This is a genomic window from Solwaraspora sp. WMMB762 (assembly GCF_049179115.1).
Taxonomy (GTDB): domain Bacteria; phylum Actinomycetota; class Actinomycetes; order Mycobacteriales; family Micromonosporaceae; genus Micromonospora_E.
Genome location: NZ_JBMHMD010000001.1, coordinates 669241 through 684343, shown reverse-complemented (window position 1 = coordinate 684343; position 15103 = coordinate 669241). Strand labels below are relative to the sequence as shown.

Below are 15103 nucleotides of genomic sequence, written 5' to 3'. Positions count from 1 at the left end.
GGCGGCCCTGCAGGGAAGGCGGCACCTAGCGGTGCCGCGCGCCCGCATCCACCGAGACCAGTGGCTCATTGACAATTACAGATGGCCGTCGCCTCCGCTGGTAAGGCGACCATGCGCGGGGCCAAAGGTGCCCGCGTGACCAGGCATCTCGCCTGGTTTCGATCTCCCCACACCCGGTGTCCCCGGGATTCCCAACCTGCCTACCTGACCGCGAGGTGAGCCGCATGACGTCAATCGCGTCATCTGTTCGTGTTTCGTTTCGGAAGTCCGCTGTGTGGCGCACCTGTGGCCGCTGCGGAGCGCTTTCGCCGGTGGCTCCCGACGAGTCGACGTGCCGTGGCTGTTCGGGTGTGACCTGCCGCCGGGCACGTCGCTGACCTTGAGAGGAATGTCGACCCTTCATGTCCTCCGACCTGTCCGACCTTGCTGGCCCGTCTTCGGCTGACCTGTCCGCGATCGAAACCGAGTGGGCGCTGATCGCGGCTGAGCTTGACTTGCTGGACGCCGAGATCGCCGGGCTGGCCGCTGATGGCGGTCCGTCCGTGTTGGACCGCCGCCGGTTGCGGCGTGCCGAGTCGCGAGTGATGCGTGTGGCAGCCGTTCTGGGTGTCACCTCGGTGGTGCCCATGTGGCTGGCCGCGTGATGGCTCTGCCCCGTTCCCGACACCGGGGACGGCCCTCATACATGCCCCAGGGGCGCAACCGCTTGGCCTGGAAAACCGTGGTTGCGCCCCTGGTTCGACCACGGACTTGGAGGTCCGCTGGAATGTTCAACCGTACCCGTTACAACCGCGACGCGTGCACCTGCGACAACACTGGCCGGTGCGGCTGCTGCCCGTCGATCGCGGTGACCGCGACCCGGGAAGCCCGCCTGTCCGCCGACAGCCCTGGTCAGCGGGCCGCTGACCGGATCGAGCGCCGGACGAAGGTGGCCGGCGATGGCTGACCGGGAGTGGGAACGCCGCAAGACCCGTGAGGCGATGGCCGCTGACGCTGACCGGTGGGGTCAGCCGGAGCTGGCCGACAAGATCCGGCGCTGCGAACAGACGTCGCGCAGCTACCGGCAGGCATGGCGCAACGCCAACGACGAGCAGTCGCGCCGCTGGGCCGAACTCGACGACTGACAGGGGTGGACTCTTCATGACGACGACACGTAAGTCCCGCCGGGCGGTGATGGCCGATCTGCTGCTGTTTGCCGCGCCGGTCGGAATCGAGGACATCGGAGACGGACGGCTATCCGTCTACTTCGACACGTTCGCCGAGCTGCGCGAATGGCTGACCGCCGCTGGCCTGGACACCCCCGACCTGCTGACCCACCATCACAACGGTCGGACAGCCGACGACGGACGGCGCTATCAGTCGCTGTCGGCCTGGCCGACATGGCACGGCTGGGAGGTCTTCGCCCGCGCGGTCGAGTACCCCGACCTCGCGGCGCTCGACGTCGACACCACCGACCAGCTGACCGCTCTCACCGAGGCCACCTGATGACCACCCCGGAACAGATCCGCTACACCGTCACCCACTGGCAACTCACGCCGGTGAGGAGGAACATCCAATGACCGCGCCACCGAGTGTCTACCCGCCCGCCGTGGCCGACCTGATGCCGGCCGCCCGGGACCTGACCGCCCGACTCGGCACACTGCCCTCCCAGAACCGCATCAAGACCGAACTACGCGTCGGCCACCGCAAGGCCGGCGCGATCCTGGACAGCCTCCGCGCCGACTTCGCCCCGCCCTCCACCGACCCGCCGGCACCGGCCGTCGACACCACCAGCGATGGGCCGGACCCGGTTCCGGACACCACGCCCACTGTCGGCATCACCCCGGTGCCGCCGGTTCCCGCCACAGATACCCTGCCGCCGTCGTCGCCGCTGCCCACGGTTGCCGCAGAACCAGTTCCAGAGATCACCCCCACCGTGGCGACTACCCCCGACGGCGCTGCACCGCGCCGCCGCCGGCCGGCCCCCGGCCGAGTGTGGGCGTACGTCGGCGTCGCCCTCGGCGGGGTGGTGTCGATCGCGGCGAACGTCGCCCACACCTACCTACCGAAACCGCCGCCCGGCGCGCCGGACGGCTGGACCGCCCCGGTCGACTGGTCCCCGTCGCCGCTCGCCATCGCGATCAGCGTGTTCTGGCCGATCGCACTGTTCGTCGCGGTCGAGATCCTGACCCGCATCGCCTGGGGCGACGGCTTCTGGTGGTTCCTCGCCCGCGTCGTCGGCGTGCTCCCGGTCGCCCTGGTCGCCGCCGTCGTGTCCTACCGGCACCTGTCCGGACTGCTGGCCCACTTCGGGGAAGACCCGATGACCGTCGCCATCGGCCCCCTCGCGGTCGACGGACTCATGGTCATGGCGTCCGCCGCCCTCATGGTCACCAGCCGCAACCGCCCCGGCGACCGGAAAGGACAGCGGTGATGCTCGTACCTGATCCGGTCGGGGATAGCCACTGGGGTCGGGCGGTGACCTGCGACTGTCGCACCGCCGGGCAGGAGTGTCACTGCTACTCCGACGACTACGCCGGCCTTCCCACCACCTTCGACGAACTGTGGTGGGAAGACACCACCGAGGCGGGTCCGGCGCTTCTCGACCAGCCGACCGGTACGGAGGCCACTCGATGACTTCGTGTCCCGGCTGTGGCCGGCCGACCCAACCGGCCCCGCCGCCGGTCGGTGGCCGTCCGTGGGGTGACCGGCCCGCGCCGGTCCACGCCGACGACGGCACCCCCGCCTGCACCTGATGACGCCCGGCGGCACAGCCCAACGGCCTGCAAACCAGTGCTGTGCCGCCGGCCCCAACCCCGATCAGCCCGAAGACCTCTCGGGAGGAATCCCCATGTTCTCAAACACTGACACCGCCGGCCGGCTGGCCCTGGTCGCCGCCGTCTACGTCGCCCTCTACACCGCACACCAGGTCGCCGACCACTGGGTGCAAACCCAGTATCAGGCCGACACCAAAAACCAGCCCGGCTGGCGGGGCCACCTCGCGTGTGCCGCGCATGTCAGCACCTACCTGCTGACCGGAGTGACCGCGCTGGCGCTGCTGACCGCCGCGACCGGGTGGCAGCCCGACCCCGTGGCGCTGCTGACCGGTACCGCCATCAACGGCATCAGCCACTACATCGCCGACCGGCGCACCCCACTGCGGCGCATCGCCGAGTGGTGCGGGTCCGGTGACTTCTACCGCCTCGGCGCACCCCGCCCCGACCACGACGACAACCCCTCCCTTGGGACCGGCGCGTACGCGCTCGACCAGTCGTGGCATGTCGGGTTCCTGTTCCTGTCCGCCCTGGTCATCGCCGTCTGACGGTCCCCTTGCCGACCCGGCCCCGGTGGTCGGGTCGGCAAGGGGACCGGCAGACCGCCGGAGATGGAGGACAGAACCATGACCGTCGTCGACTACCTGCTGTATCTGCTGTGGCGCAGCGTTGCTCTGCCGATGCCGGTGTTCAGTAACGCCGCCCGCTACCACGGCCGTCGAGGCGCTGTCCGCTACTGGCGGGAACGCATCGCGTGGCCCAACTCCATGTACTACCTGCGGCGCGCGGAAACCCGCCGCCGCTGACCGGCAGGACTGACCAGCGCGGGCCGGAACCCGGCACGGTCCCGGCCCGCCATCCCCAACAGAGGAGACACCAGCATGACCGAACAGCAGCAGCGTCGGACGTTGTTTGCCGCGCCTGACGCGCTCACCGACTCCCACGCCCTCATCGAGTGGTGTGAGATCACTCGGGGTGTGCTGCACGCCGGGGCGCTCGAGCTGGGCATCTGCGCCAGCGAGTTGGAGGCCCGGTTGCGGCGGGCGTCGCTCAACCCGATGGGCGGTCTGTCGGCCAGGGCCAGGGCACGGAAGGTGGCCCGGCCGGTGCAGCAGGCCGGCGAGGCGCTGGTCATCGCGTCGCAGTACGTGATCACCGCCAGCAACTCGTTCCTTGCGGCGTACGCGCCGGAGCTGGACGCCGCCGGCTTCGCCGCGAAGCCGCGACCCGAGTTCAAGTTCAAGGCCTGAGAGAAGGGGTGCCCGTCGTGAAGACCCGACTCCCGCGCAACGCGCGCATCAACAACGCGGACGGTGCCACCGTGCACACGGTGAAGCTGCCGCTGTGGCCGTACCTGGTCACCCCCGCTGGCGCGGTCGGCCTGTGGGCCGGGTCCGGCGGCGGGCACCTACTCTGGGCCGATCAGCCCGGTTGGCCGGCGGCCGGTATCACCGTCGCCGGGGCCGCGTTGACCGGGCTGGTCTGGCGCGCCGCCGCCGCCCGGGGCGTCGTCCGCCGCTGGACGTCGACCCTCGTCACCGGCGGGGCGTCGTTCTGGGCATTGGGCAGTGTGCTGGCCGGGCCGTGGGAACGCCCATGGTTGGACATGTGGCTGATCGGCGGGGTCACCGCGTCGGTGGCGATGGCGTCGCTGCGGCTGCTCGCCGCCGCCCGGGGCGAAGACATCGAACCGGCCGGCGGTGGCCTGTTCGATGCCGTCAAGAGTCTGAAGGACGCCCGGATCAGCCGGCCTCGTGTCGACGGGGCACGGGCCAGCGTCGATGTCGAGCTGGCCGACGGCGGGACCATGAAGGAACTGGCCAACGAGCGGGACACCATCGCCAGCGTGTTGGACGTCGGCCCGAACGCTGTCCGAGTGGTGCCCAACCCCGACAGCGTGAAGCGGGGGCGAATCACCGCCGTACCGGTCGACCAGCTCCGCACGATCAAGCCTTGGCCGGGTCTGACCGCCCCGGGTGGCAGCATGGCCGACCCGATCGACCTCGGGGTGACCGAGGACGGTGACCCGCTGCTGCTGCACCTGACCGGTGACCACGACGCCGAACGGGTGTCGACTCACGTGCTGGTCGTCGGAACGTCCGGGGCCGGCAAGACCGAGTTTCTGCTCATGCTGGCCGCTGAGACGCTGTCACGGCGGGACGCCGAGTTGCACATGGCCGACCCCCGGAAGGGTGCGCAGCTACCCGACTGGGTACGCACCGGAGCGGTCCGGCTGGCCAGCACCCCGACGGAGGTCACCGACCTGATGGCCGACATGGTCGGGGACATCGCCCGACGGGCCGGGCAGATCGGCGGTCACGGGCACAAGCAGTGGACCGCCGGCTGTGCGAAGTGCCCGCCGTACCGGGTCACGATCATCGACGAAGCGGCCGGGGCGATGGACTCCGTCATCGTCGACCTGACCGAGTCGGCCCGGTCCGCCGGTATCAGCATCGTCCTCGGGTTGCAGCGGGCCACGTTCGACCGGTTCCCGACCAGCGCCCGGTCCAACATCGGCGCGGTGTTCTGCTTCGGCGTCAAACGGCCCGAGGACGCCGAAGCCGCCCTGTCCGAGGCCACCATCGACGCCGGGGCCGCGCCCTGGTCGTGGGGCAACACCCGGCCCGGCTATCTGTACGCCGAGATCCCCGACGTCGAAGCCGAACGCTGGTCGATGCCGTGCCGGGCCTACTTCGCCGGTGAGGACACCCGTACCGCCGCCGTCACGCCGTTCCTGCCCGGCGGCACCCCCGCCCCTGCCCGTGAGGAGAAGCCCGTGCACGACGACGACCAGGCCGACGAGCAGCCGGCCGAACGCAACGGCGCTTACGACGTCGACGCCCCGCCGGACCAGGTCGATCCGGCACAGCCCATCACCGTCCCGGCCGGCCTGCCCCGGATCCCGTTCGGAGCACTGCGGGAACCGCCGATGGGCACCCAGGAAGCCCGTGACTTCCTGCGGCAGTACCTCACCGACGCCGCCGAGGCCGGGATGGAGCGGATTCGGCCGGCCGACCTGACCGACGTCATCACCGCCACCGGCAAGGGGTCGAGCTGGCTCCGCAAGGAGCTGGACCGGCTCAGCGAACCCGGCGTCAACCAACTGTTGGTGAAGACCGACCGGGGCGTATGGCGCATCCGAGTCCCCGAACCAGTGTGACAGACAGTAACTGACAGGGCTGGTGTGTGCTCGATGCGTACCGTGCGCACACCGGCCCGAAAGTCCCTTACAGAGGGGCGTGTGCACGACATGTGCACACCTGATGTGCGCACCGTGCACACACCACCAGTCATGACAGAGAGTGACACATGAATCGTGACCACCTACTGGGGTTCGGTGTCGGCATCCTGGTCGGCGCACTCGCGGCCTGGGAAGCCGCCCGCCGATGGGAACGCGCCGCATGGGCGCTGTGGTGGACCTCCACATGGGCCAGCGAAGCGCTGCGTCTCACCGGCCGCGCCGCCGGCTGGCTCCTCCTCACCGCCGCCATCCTCACCGTCGGCGGGGTGCTGATCTGGTGGGCGCTGTAACCCACCAGACCCGACACGCCACGTTCGACCCGACCGGAAGGCCTCCGTCTGATGACCCAGCCGGACACCCCACCGCAAACGTCGACATGCCGCCACTGCGACACCCGCATCACCCGCCACACCGTCGCCGCCCAATGGCGCGACACCGCCACCATGTCCGGAACCTGTACCAACGCCTTCTACCACCAACCCGTCAAGACACCATGACCGCACCGGCCCGGCGAATCCAACGCCGTAGAACAGCCGGATGGCGAATGCCCACCGGGACGGTCTACGTCGGCAGGCCAACCCGATGGGGCAACCCGTACACCGCCGATCCGACCGACCCCGCCGGCCGGGTCAAAGCGGTCAACCGCTACCGACTCTGGATCACCACCCGACCCGACCTCATCGCCGCCGCGCGGGCAGTGCTGGCCGGCCGTGATCTGGCGTGCTGGTGCCCGCTCGGCGCACCGTGTCACGCCGACGTCCTTCTCACTCTCGCCAACACGAACCCTGCCGACCAGGCCGACCCGAGGACCACGACGACGAAGGGCTGACCGATGCTGACGATCACCGACCTGTTCTGCGGTGCCGGTGGCTCCAGCTCCGGCGCGGTCCAGGTGCCCGGCGTGCGTGTCCGGATGGCCGCCAACCACTGGCGACTCGCCGTCGACACCCACAACACCAACCATCCCGACGCCGACCACGACTGCGCCGACATCTCACAGACCGACCCGCGCCGCTACCCGGCCACCGACATCCTGTGGGCCTCCCCGGAGTGCACCAACCACTCCCAGGCCAGAGGCGCACGCCGCGCCGACCGGCAACCCGACCTGTTCGACCAGACACTGCCCGACGACGCCGCCGAACGGTCACGGGCGACCATGTGGGACGTCTGCCGGTTCGTCGAGGCGATGAAACTCCGGGGCCGACCGTACCGGGCGTTCGTCGTCGAGAACGTCGTTGACGTCCGACAGTGGATGTACTACGACGCCTGGGCCACCGCGCTACGGCACGCCGGCTACTGCCTGCACTTTGTCTACCTCAACTCGATGTTCGCCCAGGCCATGGGCGAAGGCGCACCCCAGTCCCGCAACCGCTGGTACGGCCTCGGACACAACGACGGTGACCGCTGCCCCGACCTTGACCGGTGGACCCGCCCCCAGGCGTGGTGTCCCCACTGTGACCGCACCGTCCGCGCGGTGCAGGCGTGGAAACGCCCCGACTCGCCGTGGGGCTGCTACCGGCAGCAGTACGTCTACCGCTGCCCGACCCCCCGCTGCCATGCCGAAGTCCACCCCGGGGTGCTGCCAGCAGCCGCCGCGATCGACTGGACACTGGCCGGCGAACGCATCGGCGACCGGACCCGGCCCCTCGCGGCGAAGACCGTCGCCCGCATCGAAGCCGGCCTGAAACGGTACGCGACACCGCCGTTCCTCACCCTGTTGCGCTCCGACCGGCCCCGGACCGTCGCCGTCGACCAGCCGCTGGCGACCATCGTCGCCGACGGGTCGAACCACGCCATGGTCGGCGCCGCCGGAGACGCCGAAGCCCTGGTCGTGCCGATGCGGGCCAACAACACCGCCAAACCCGCCGCCGTTGCGCCGCTGGACACCGTCACCGCCGCCGGCAACCATCACGCCCTCGTCATGCGGAACATGACCGCACGCGGCGACCAGGGCCAGATGTCCACCCCCACCACCGAGCCGCTACGCACCCAGACCGCGTCGTCGGTGCAGTCTCTGATCCGCTTCGATCACCTGTTGGTGCCCTACTACAGCAACGGCGCGGCCCGACCCGTGAACCAGCCCGCCGGCACCATCACCACCGTCGACCGCAACGCCCTCGTCAGCGCTGACATCACCGTCGACGACTGCACCTTCCGGATGCTCGAACCCCACGAGATCCAGGCCGCCATGGCCTTCGACGCCGGCTACCAGGTCCTCGGCAACAAACGCGAACGCGTCCGGCAACTCGGCAACGCCGTCACCCCACCCGCCGCCCGCGACCTCATCGCCGCCCTGGTCGAGGCCATCACCGGCGACCAGATCGCCCTTCCTGCTGTCTGAAACCTGCCCTCCCCACCGCCCGGCCGGGCACGGTCCGCGTCACGTTTGCCGACCCTGCCCGGCCCCTGTCGTGCCCGCCATCCAACCCGTTTCCTCCAGATTGGAGCCCTGTCGTGGCCAACGACACCGCCCTGACCATCGTGGGCAACCTGACCGCCGACCCGGAACTGCGCGTCACCCCCTCGGGTGCGTCGATGTGCCGGTTCACCGTGGCGTCGACACCCCGGATCTTCGACCGGGAGACCAGCCAGTACCGGGACGGAGAGCCGCTGTTCATGACCTGCACCGCGTGGCGTGAGCTGGCCGACCACGTCGCCGAGTCCCTGACCAAGGGCGCTCGGGTCGTGGTGACCGGACGTCTGCGGCAGTCCCGCTGGGAAACCCCCGACGGCGACAAGCGGTCGGCGTACGGGCTCGACGTCGAGGACATCGGCCCGTCGCTGCGGTTCGCCACCGCGACCGTGAAGAAGATGACCCGCACCAGCGGGCCGGCGGCGATGGCACCGAACGACCCGTGGGCGGTTGCCGGACCGACCAACCAGCGGGTGCCGGTCGGTGTCGGCGCAAGCGAGGTCGAACCCCCGTTCTGACCAGCAAGCGGCCCCGGAGTGTGACCCGCCGACTGACCGGCGGGTCACACCCCGGGCTGCGTCCGTCCCTGCCACGAAGGAGGCTTCATGGCTGCTCGCGCCCTGCTGGCCGACCCGACCACGCTGTTCGACATACCCGACACCCACACCGACAGCGGCCGGGCGCGCGGGTTGCCCGCCCTCCTGCGCGACACCCGACCGGTCGACGACGCCACCACAGGTGACGGGTTCGGCTGGTTCGCCGACCTGCTGACACCGACACCACCGCCGGCCTGTGTCCGCTGCGGACACCTACACGTCTACCGAGCGCCGGCCGGGTTCGTGCTGGCCTGCCCGGTCTGCTTCCCCACGGAGGCGACAGCATGACGCCCGTCTACCACCGGCACGTCACTGGCCAGCCGGTACAGGTCGTGGCCGACCCCGACCCGGACACCTTCGAACGCTTCGCCCGGTCCGCGACCCTGTTCGGGCTCGACGTCGAGACCACCCCGGTCGACGACGACGGACCCCGGTTCTTCCACCCCTCGTTCCGCGTCCGCCTCGTGCAGATAGCCACCGCCGATGAGGCGATGGTGCTCGACATCGCCGACCCGCGACAGCGGCGCATGGCCGCCGCACTGCTGGCAGACCCCCGGTGCCGATTCGTCACCCACACCAACTTCGACACCCTTGCCGTGTGGTCGGCGTTCGGCATCGCGCTCGGCCAGCGGGTCGTCGACACCCACCTGTTGGCCTGCCTCATCGACCCCGGAGAGACCGCCGATCACGGGCTGAAGACCCTCACCGCCCGGTGGATCGACGACGGCCTGAAACAGGCAGAGGACGACCTCCACGCCTTGTTCGCCGCGATCGCACCACCCGGTACGCGGACCCGACGGGCCGTCGTCGACCACGGCTGGACCCACGTCCCCGCCGACGCAGCACCGTACGTCGTCTACGCCGGGCTGGACGCCATCTACGTCCGCCGGCTTCTCGACATCCTGATCCCCCTCGTCGCGGACCTCGGATATCTACCCAAGGCGGAAATGTGGCTGGCCGCGCAAACCACCGCGCTGACCATCCGGGGCATCCGACTCGACACCGACTGGACGACCACCCTCGCCGCCGACGTCGAACGCGACCACCAGACCGCCCGTACACGGCTGGAGGCGTTGACCGGGTTGCCGGCCGCGAGTCCCCGCCGGGTCGACTGGCTCACCACCCGAGGCGTCACCTTCACCGCCCACACCGACAACGGCCGGCCGTCACTGGCCAAAGACGCCCTACCCGACCTGATCGACCGCTACCCGACCGGTGAGGTCGCCACCATGCTGCGGCTGTGCCGCGACGTGGCCGCCACGTCGAACCTCGTGACCAACCTGCGGAAGATCCCCCGCTACGCCGACCCGACCGGCCGGGTCCACCCCGACTACAAGACCCTCGCCGCCCACACCGGACGCATGTCCGTGAAGTACCCCGCCATGCAGACGTTCAAAAAGAACGACCCCCGGCTACGCGGCTGCTTCGTCGCCGACCCCGGTCACGTCCTGGTCGGCTGCGACTTCACCAACGTCGAACTTCGCGTAGCCGCCGCCCTGTCCGCCGACCGGGAGATGGTCCGCGTCTTCCGCGACGGACAGGACATCCACAGCAACACCGCCCGCATGCTGTTCGGCGACACCTTCACCAAAGACCAACGACAGATCGCCAAAGCGCTCAACTTCGGCACCGCCTTCGGCGGCGGCGCGCCCGGCCTCGCCCGGCAAGCCGGCCTGCCCATCGACAGCGCCCGCCAGGCCGTCACCCGCTTCCGCAAGGCATACCCCGGCATCACCGCGTTCGGCACCGCCATGGCCGGACGCACCATCGTGCGCAACGCCGCCCGACGACGCATCCCCGCCAACGCCGACCGCTCCTACGCCAACTCCAACTACGCCATCCAATCCACCGCCAGAGACCTGCTCGTCGAAGCCCTCTACCGGCTCAGTACCGGCGGATGGCACCACACCCTGTGGGCACTCATCCACGACGAAATCGTGCTCCACGTCCCCGCCGACGCCGCCACCGAGGCCGCTCAGGCACTCAACCAGGCCATGACCACCACCTTCCGAGGCGTGCCCATCACCGCCGACGCCGACATCATCGGCACCCGCTGGGGCACAACCCCGTGACCCGCCCCTGATAGGCCGCCGCGAAGCGGCGACTCACCGCTACGCCGCTACGCGGCGGCGGCCGGGCCGAATCCCGCACGACATCACCACCGCCACCCCGAACCGACACCCCATCGACAAGGGGGCGTACCCGCATGCCCGACACCCGACTCACCGCCGCGCTCGACTACACCGCGCGCGGCTGGCCCGTGTTCATCCTGGGCCGCACCCGCCGGCCGCTGGCCAACTGCCCCGCCTGCCGCACGGCGGACCCTGACCACGACCCCGCCGGATGCGCCTGCCTGACCTGTCACGGCTTCTACGCCGCCACCCGCGACCCCGACCGGCTACGAGCCATGCTCGCCGCACATCCGGGTGGGCTGCTCGCCATCCGCACCGGCGCGACCGCCGACCTGGTCGTGGTTGACATCGACCCGCGCAACGGCGGACGACTCGACCCCGATCTGATGCCGCCCACCGCCGCCGTCCGTACCGGTGGAGGCGGCTGGCACCTGTTCTACCGCCATCCCGGTGGCATGGTGCCGTCCCGGCCGCTGCCAGGCCGGCCAGGCGTCGACATCAAGGCCGATCGCGGCTACGTCGTCGCCCCACCATCGCGGCATCCCGAGACCGGACGACCGTACGTGTGGGTCCGCCGGGGGCCGGCCGTTGAGATGCACCCCGCGCTGCGCGCGGCCACCGGCGCACCCGCTCCCACCGCACCCACCAGGCCCCGCCAGCCCGACCAGATGGCCACCAGCGGCACCGCGCGCAGCGCGGGGGGCATCTCATCCCCCGCCGCGCTCCTGGCCGCACTCGTCAACGCAGTCGAAACCGCCCCCGAAGGCCGCCGCCGCACCACCCTCTACGGCTCCGCGCGAGGTGCCGCCCGCATGGTCGCCGCCGGAGCCATCAGCGACGACGCCGCACGGACCACCCTCACCACCGCCGGCCGCAACGCCGGTCAAACCGAGCGGGACATCCACGCCGCGATAGAAGGCGGATTCCGAGCCGAAGGAGTCACCACCTAGCCACCCCGCCGATCGAAAGGAACACCTCGCATGACGCGACCCACGCCCCAGATAGACGCCTCCCCGCCGCCAGACGGAGCGGCGATACTCGACGCCGTACACGCCGCGATCAGCCGATACGTCATGCTGCCCAACTCCGAATCAGTCGATGCCGTCACCCTGTGGATCGCCGCCACCCACGCACAAGCCGCCTGGGCACACGCCCCCCGACTCGTCATCCGCGCACCCGAGAAACGGTGCGGCAAATCCCGACTGCTCGACATCGTGGAAGGCACCTGCCACGACCCACTGATCACGGTGAACGCCTCACCCGCCGCCGTGTACCGGGCCATCGGAACCGGCCAGCCGCCGACCCTACTCGTCGACGAAGCAGACACCCTGTTCGGCGGAAAGAACGCCGACGCCAACGAGGACCTACGCGGCCTACTGAACGCCGGCCACCAACGCAACCGCCCCGCCATCCGCTGGGACGCCGCCACGCAACGCCTGGAGAAGATCCCCACCTTCGCGATGGCGGCACTGGCCGGCATCGGCGCCATGCCCGACACCATCGAAGACCGCGCCATCGTCATCCGCATGCGCCGCCGCGCACTCGGCGAAAAGGTCGCACCCTACCGCCACCGCCGCGACGGCCCCGCCCTGCGCACCATCGCCCAACGGCTAACCGCATGGCTTCACGCCCACCTGACAACGCTCGAAGCCGCCGAACCCGCCATGCCCGTAGAAGACAGAGCCGCCGACACCTGGGAACCCCTCATCGCCGTCGCCGATCTCGCCGCCGGCACATGGCCGGCACGCGCCCGCCACGCCGTCACCACACTCACCGCCGAAGCCAACGACGCCGGCAACGTCTCCCACCGGATCCGACTCCTCACCGACATCCGCACCGCCTTCACCACCCTCGGCAACCCACCCGCCGCACCCACAGCCGACCTTCTCACCGCACTCAACAGCGACCCCGAAGCGCCCTGGGCCGACAGCGGACCCAACGGACTCACCGGCAAGAAACTCGGCGACCTCCTACGAGAATTCGACATCCGATCCGACACGATCCGCTTCCCCGTCGGCCAAGCCAAGGGCTACACCCGCGACGCCTTCACCGACGCCTGGCAGCGCTACTGCCCCGAACCCGAAACCCCGTCCACCGGGGTATCCGTACCACCCGTACCAACCTCATCCCCGCAGGTCATCCCCGGTACGGATCACCCCACCGGTACGGATCAACCCGTACCAACGACACACCCCCGGTACGCATGAATCCGTACCACACATCAATCCGTATCACCCCTGACCAGCCAAAACAAGCTTGGTACGGATGGTACGGATACCCCACCCGCCCCATCCCGTCATCTGCCTCGATGCTGCCCGAAGGAGGCGAAGTGATCACGCTCCCTACGAAGCCGCTGATGTCGACTGAGGAGCTTGCCACGCTGCTCGACGTTGACCCGTCGACCATCCGGCGATGGCGCACCGCCGTTCCTCACCAGGGACCGCCGTTCATTCAGATATCCGACCGAGTAGTGAAGTACGCGACGGAAGACGTTGCCGATTGGCTGTCGTCGCGCCGCGTCTATCCGAAGGCAGCATGATGGCGACACACCAACCACCGATCGGCGTACGGCTCGCATCCGACGTCGAGCACCGGCCCGGCCGCGATCGCCCGTACCGTGCGCGCGTCCGGTGGACAGACCCGACGACCAAACGCCGCCTGTCAAAGTCGGAATCTCACGCGCTGCCGGAGGAGGCACAAGCCTGGATCGATGCGTTGGTTAGCGCGGCGCGCGGCGGTGTTGACCCGCTGGCCGCGACGAAGAGCCTCGCCGAGTACGGCGAGGCTGTGATGCGGCTGGCACTGCGTGGCTTGGAAAGCAAGACGCTCGATCCGTACCTAGCCGGTTGGCGTAGACGCGTCGTGCCGACTCTCGGACACATTCCAGTTCGGATGGTCAGCAACGGCGTGGTCGACCGGGCCGTGCACGGATGGATCTCGGACGGCTACAGCCGATCCACGGTGAAGAACTCGGTCGCCATTCTTGTCCGCGTCATGGAGCAAGCCGTCAGGGACGGCATCATCACCCGCAATCCCGCACAGGTGACCGGCTGGCAACGCGAGTACCGCCGCGCCGAAGACGAACTCGACGACCCGCGCTCCCTCGCACTACCCGACTGGGAAGCCCTGACGGAGCTTGCCGCCGCCCTGGTCCACCGGTCCGCCGGCAACTACCCGGGATGGGCTGACGTAGTGATATTCGCCGCGTGCACCGCTGCCCGGATCGGCGAGGTGGCCGGCGTACGCGCCGAGGACATCGACCGGACAACGTGGATGTGGACGGTGCGACGGCAGACCACGCCCGGCCCCGGTGGCCTGATCGACAAGGGCACCAAGGGCAAACGCGCCCGCACGGTGCCACTGATCGAGGAAGTACGGCCAATCGTGGCCCACCGCCTGGACGCCGCGAGCAAGCCCGATTCCCGGCTGTTCACCGGTCCACGCGGCGGACGGATCAGCACCGCCGTACTTCGAGACGCAACCCACTGGGATGAGGTGGTTACCAAGCTCGGCTACGAGCATCTACGACGGCACGATCTACGGCATACCGGGCTCACCTGGATGGCTGACGCCGGGGTTCCGGTGCACGTGCTCCGAAAGATCGCCGGGCACGGATCGCTGACCACCACGCAGCGGTACCTACACCCCGACCGGCAGACCATCGCCGATGCCGGAACGGCACTCAGCGCGCATCTGAAGGCCCGTCGGTCCCCAGGCGGTCCCCAGCTACGCGCGGTCTAGATCAGCAATCTCCTACCGGAGCACAATGCGTTAGAAGCCGCTGACCAGGTCCTATCCCCTGGTCAGCGGCTTCTTTAGCAAGTGTCGGGACGGCCGGATTCGAACCGACGACCCCTTGACCCCCAGTCAAGTGCGCTACCAAGCTGCGCCACGTCCCGCTCTCGCCGGCAGAGCGCCGGCGACAGCCGGTACAGCGTAGCGCACCGGTCGGCCAGTACACCGCGGCC

20 protein-coding genes and 1 tRNA gene are annotated in these 15103 nt (G+C 69.8%); 20 read left to right on the top strand and 1 reads right to left on the bottom strand.

Annotated features, from left to right (window positions below):
• The first annotated feature begins 401 nt into the window (after positions 1-401).
• The 20 genes from ACN27J_RS03270 to ACN27J_RS03175 all read left to right on the top strand — a co-directional run bounded on the left by ACN27J_RS03270 (position 402) and on the right by ACN27J_RS03175 (position 14876).
• The gene (locus ACN27J_RS03270; protein WP_421363384.1) at positions 402-644 is read left to right on the top strand and encodes a DUF6284 family protein; all 243 of its coding nucleotides are present in this window, start codon (positions 402-404) and stop codon (positions 642-644) included.
• A 122-nt stretch (positions 645-766) separates the two neighbouring features.
• A complete protein-coding gene (locus tag ACN27J_RS03265) occupies positions 767-946 on the top strand; it encodes a hypothetical protein (RefSeq protein ID WP_421363381.1) in 180 nt (59 codons plus the stop codon).
• The gene (locus ACN27J_RS03260) at positions 939-1124 is read left to right on the top strand and encodes a hypothetical protein (RefSeq protein WP_421363378.1); all 186 of its coding nucleotides are present in this window, start codon (positions 939-941) and stop codon (positions 1122-1124) included. Before ACN27J_RS03265 ends, ACN27J_RS03260 begins: the two co-directional genes overlap by 8 nt.
• Positions 1125-1140: 16 nt before the next feature.
• Positions 1141-1485: a hypothetical protein gene (locus ACN27J_RS03255; protein ID WP_421363376.1), complete on the top strand. Its 345-nt coding sequence runs from the start codon at positions 1141-1143 to the stop codon at positions 1483-1485.
• 70 nt (positions 1486-1555) lie between these two features.
• Positions 1556-2413 carry a DUF2637 domain-containing protein gene (locus ACN27J_RS03250; RefSeq protein WP_421363373.1) on the top strand — a complete coding sequence of 286 codons (858 nt, stop codon included), beginning with the start codon at positions 1556-1558 and terminating at the stop codon, positions 2411-2413.
• A complete protein-coding gene (locus ACN27J_RS03245; protein WP_421363371.1) occupies positions 2413-2616 on the top strand; it encodes a hypothetical protein in 204 nt (67 codons plus the stop codon). Before ACN27J_RS03250 ends, ACN27J_RS03245 begins: the two co-directional genes overlap by 1 nt.
• Positions 2617-2830: 214 nt before the next feature.
• Positions 2831-3301 carry a DUF3307 domain-containing protein gene (locus ACN27J_RS03240; protein WP_421363369.1) on the top strand — a complete coding sequence of 157 codons (471 nt, stop codon included), beginning with the start codon at positions 2831-2833 and terminating at the stop codon, positions 3299-3301.
• 78 nt (positions 3302-3379) lie between these two features.
• Positions 3380-3559 (top strand): hypothetical protein, encoded by a 180-nt coding sequence (locus tag ACN27J_RS03235; RefSeq protein WP_421363366.1) that lies wholly within the window; start codon positions 3380-3382, stop codon positions 3557-3559.
• Between the two features lie 75 nt (positions 3560-3634).
• The gene (locus tag ACN27J_RS03230; RefSeq protein ID WP_421363363.1) at positions 3635-4003 is read left to right on the top strand and encodes a hypothetical protein; all 369 of its coding nucleotides are present in this window, start codon (positions 3635-3637) and stop codon (positions 4001-4003) included.
• A gap of 17 nt (positions 4004-4020) precedes the next feature.
• On the top strand, positions 4021-5913 hold the full coding sequence (locus ACN27J_RS03225; protein WP_421363360.1) for an FtsK/SpoIIIE domain-containing protein: 1893 nt from the start codon (positions 4021-4023) through the stop codon (positions 5911-5913).
• A 149-nt stretch (positions 5914-6062) separates the two neighbouring features.
• Positions 6063-6284 carry a hypothetical protein gene (locus ACN27J_RS03220; RefSeq protein WP_421363357.1) on the top strand — a complete coding sequence of 74 codons (222 nt, stop codon included), beginning with the start codon at positions 6063-6065 and terminating at the stop codon, positions 6282-6284.
• Between the two features lie 203 nt (positions 6285-6487).
• Entirely contained in the window at positions 6488-6823 is a 336-nt protein-coding gene (locus ACN27J_RS03215; RefSeq protein ID WP_421363355.1) for a DUF4326 domain-containing protein, read from the top strand.
• Positions 6824-6826: 3 nt separating this feature from the next.
• Positions 6827-8335, top strand: a complete 1509-nt coding sequence (locus tag ACN27J_RS03210; RefSeq protein WP_421363353.1) for a DNA cytosine methyltransferase — start codon at positions 6827-6829, stop codon at positions 8333-8335.
• Positions 8336-8448: 113 nt separating this feature from the next.
• Positions 8449-8925, top strand: a complete 477-nt coding sequence (locus ACN27J_RS03205; protein WP_421363351.1) for a single-stranded DNA-binding protein — start codon at positions 8449-8451, stop codon at positions 8923-8925.
• An 87-nt stretch (positions 8926-9012) separates the two neighbouring features.
• Positions 9013-9291: a hypothetical protein gene (locus ACN27J_RS03200; RefSeq protein ID WP_421363349.1), complete on the top strand. Its 279-nt coding sequence runs from the start codon at positions 9013-9015 to the stop codon at positions 9289-9291.
• On the top strand, positions 9288-11075 hold the full coding sequence (locus ACN27J_RS03195; protein WP_421363347.1) for a DNA polymerase: 1788 nt from the start codon (positions 9288-9290) through the stop codon (positions 11073-11075). Before ACN27J_RS03200 ends, ACN27J_RS03195 begins: the two co-directional genes overlap by 4 nt.
• Positions 11076-11209: 134 nt before the next feature.
• On the top strand, positions 11210-12085 hold the full coding sequence (locus tag ACN27J_RS03190; RefSeq protein WP_421363345.1) for a bifunctional DNA primase/polymerase: 876 nt from the start codon (positions 11210-11212) through the stop codon (positions 12083-12085).
• Between the two features lie 576 nt (positions 12086-12661).
• Entirely contained in the window at positions 12662-13342 is a 681-nt protein-coding gene (locus tag ACN27J_RS03185; protein ID WP_421372089.1) for a DUF3631 domain-containing protein, read from the top strand.
• Positions 13343-13464: 122 nt separating this feature from the next.
• The gene (locus ACN27J_RS03180; protein WP_421363344.1) at positions 13465-13674 is read left to right on the top strand and encodes a helix-turn-helix transcriptional regulator; all 210 of its coding nucleotides are present in this window, start codon (positions 13465-13467) and stop codon (positions 13672-13674) included.
• A complete protein-coding gene (locus ACN27J_RS03175; protein ID WP_421363342.1) occupies positions 13671-14876 on the top strand; it encodes a tyrosine-type recombinase/integrase in 1206 nt (401 codons plus the stop codon). Before ACN27J_RS03180 ends, ACN27J_RS03175 begins: the two co-directional genes overlap by 4 nt.
• Positions 14877-14960: 84 nt before the next feature.
• On the opposite strand, the gene ACN27J_RS03170 is transcribed toward ACN27J_RS03175, so the two are convergent.
• Positions 14961-15034 (bottom strand) — tRNA-Pro (locus ACN27J_RS03170).
• Between the last annotated feature and the right edge of the window lie 69 nt (positions 15035-15103).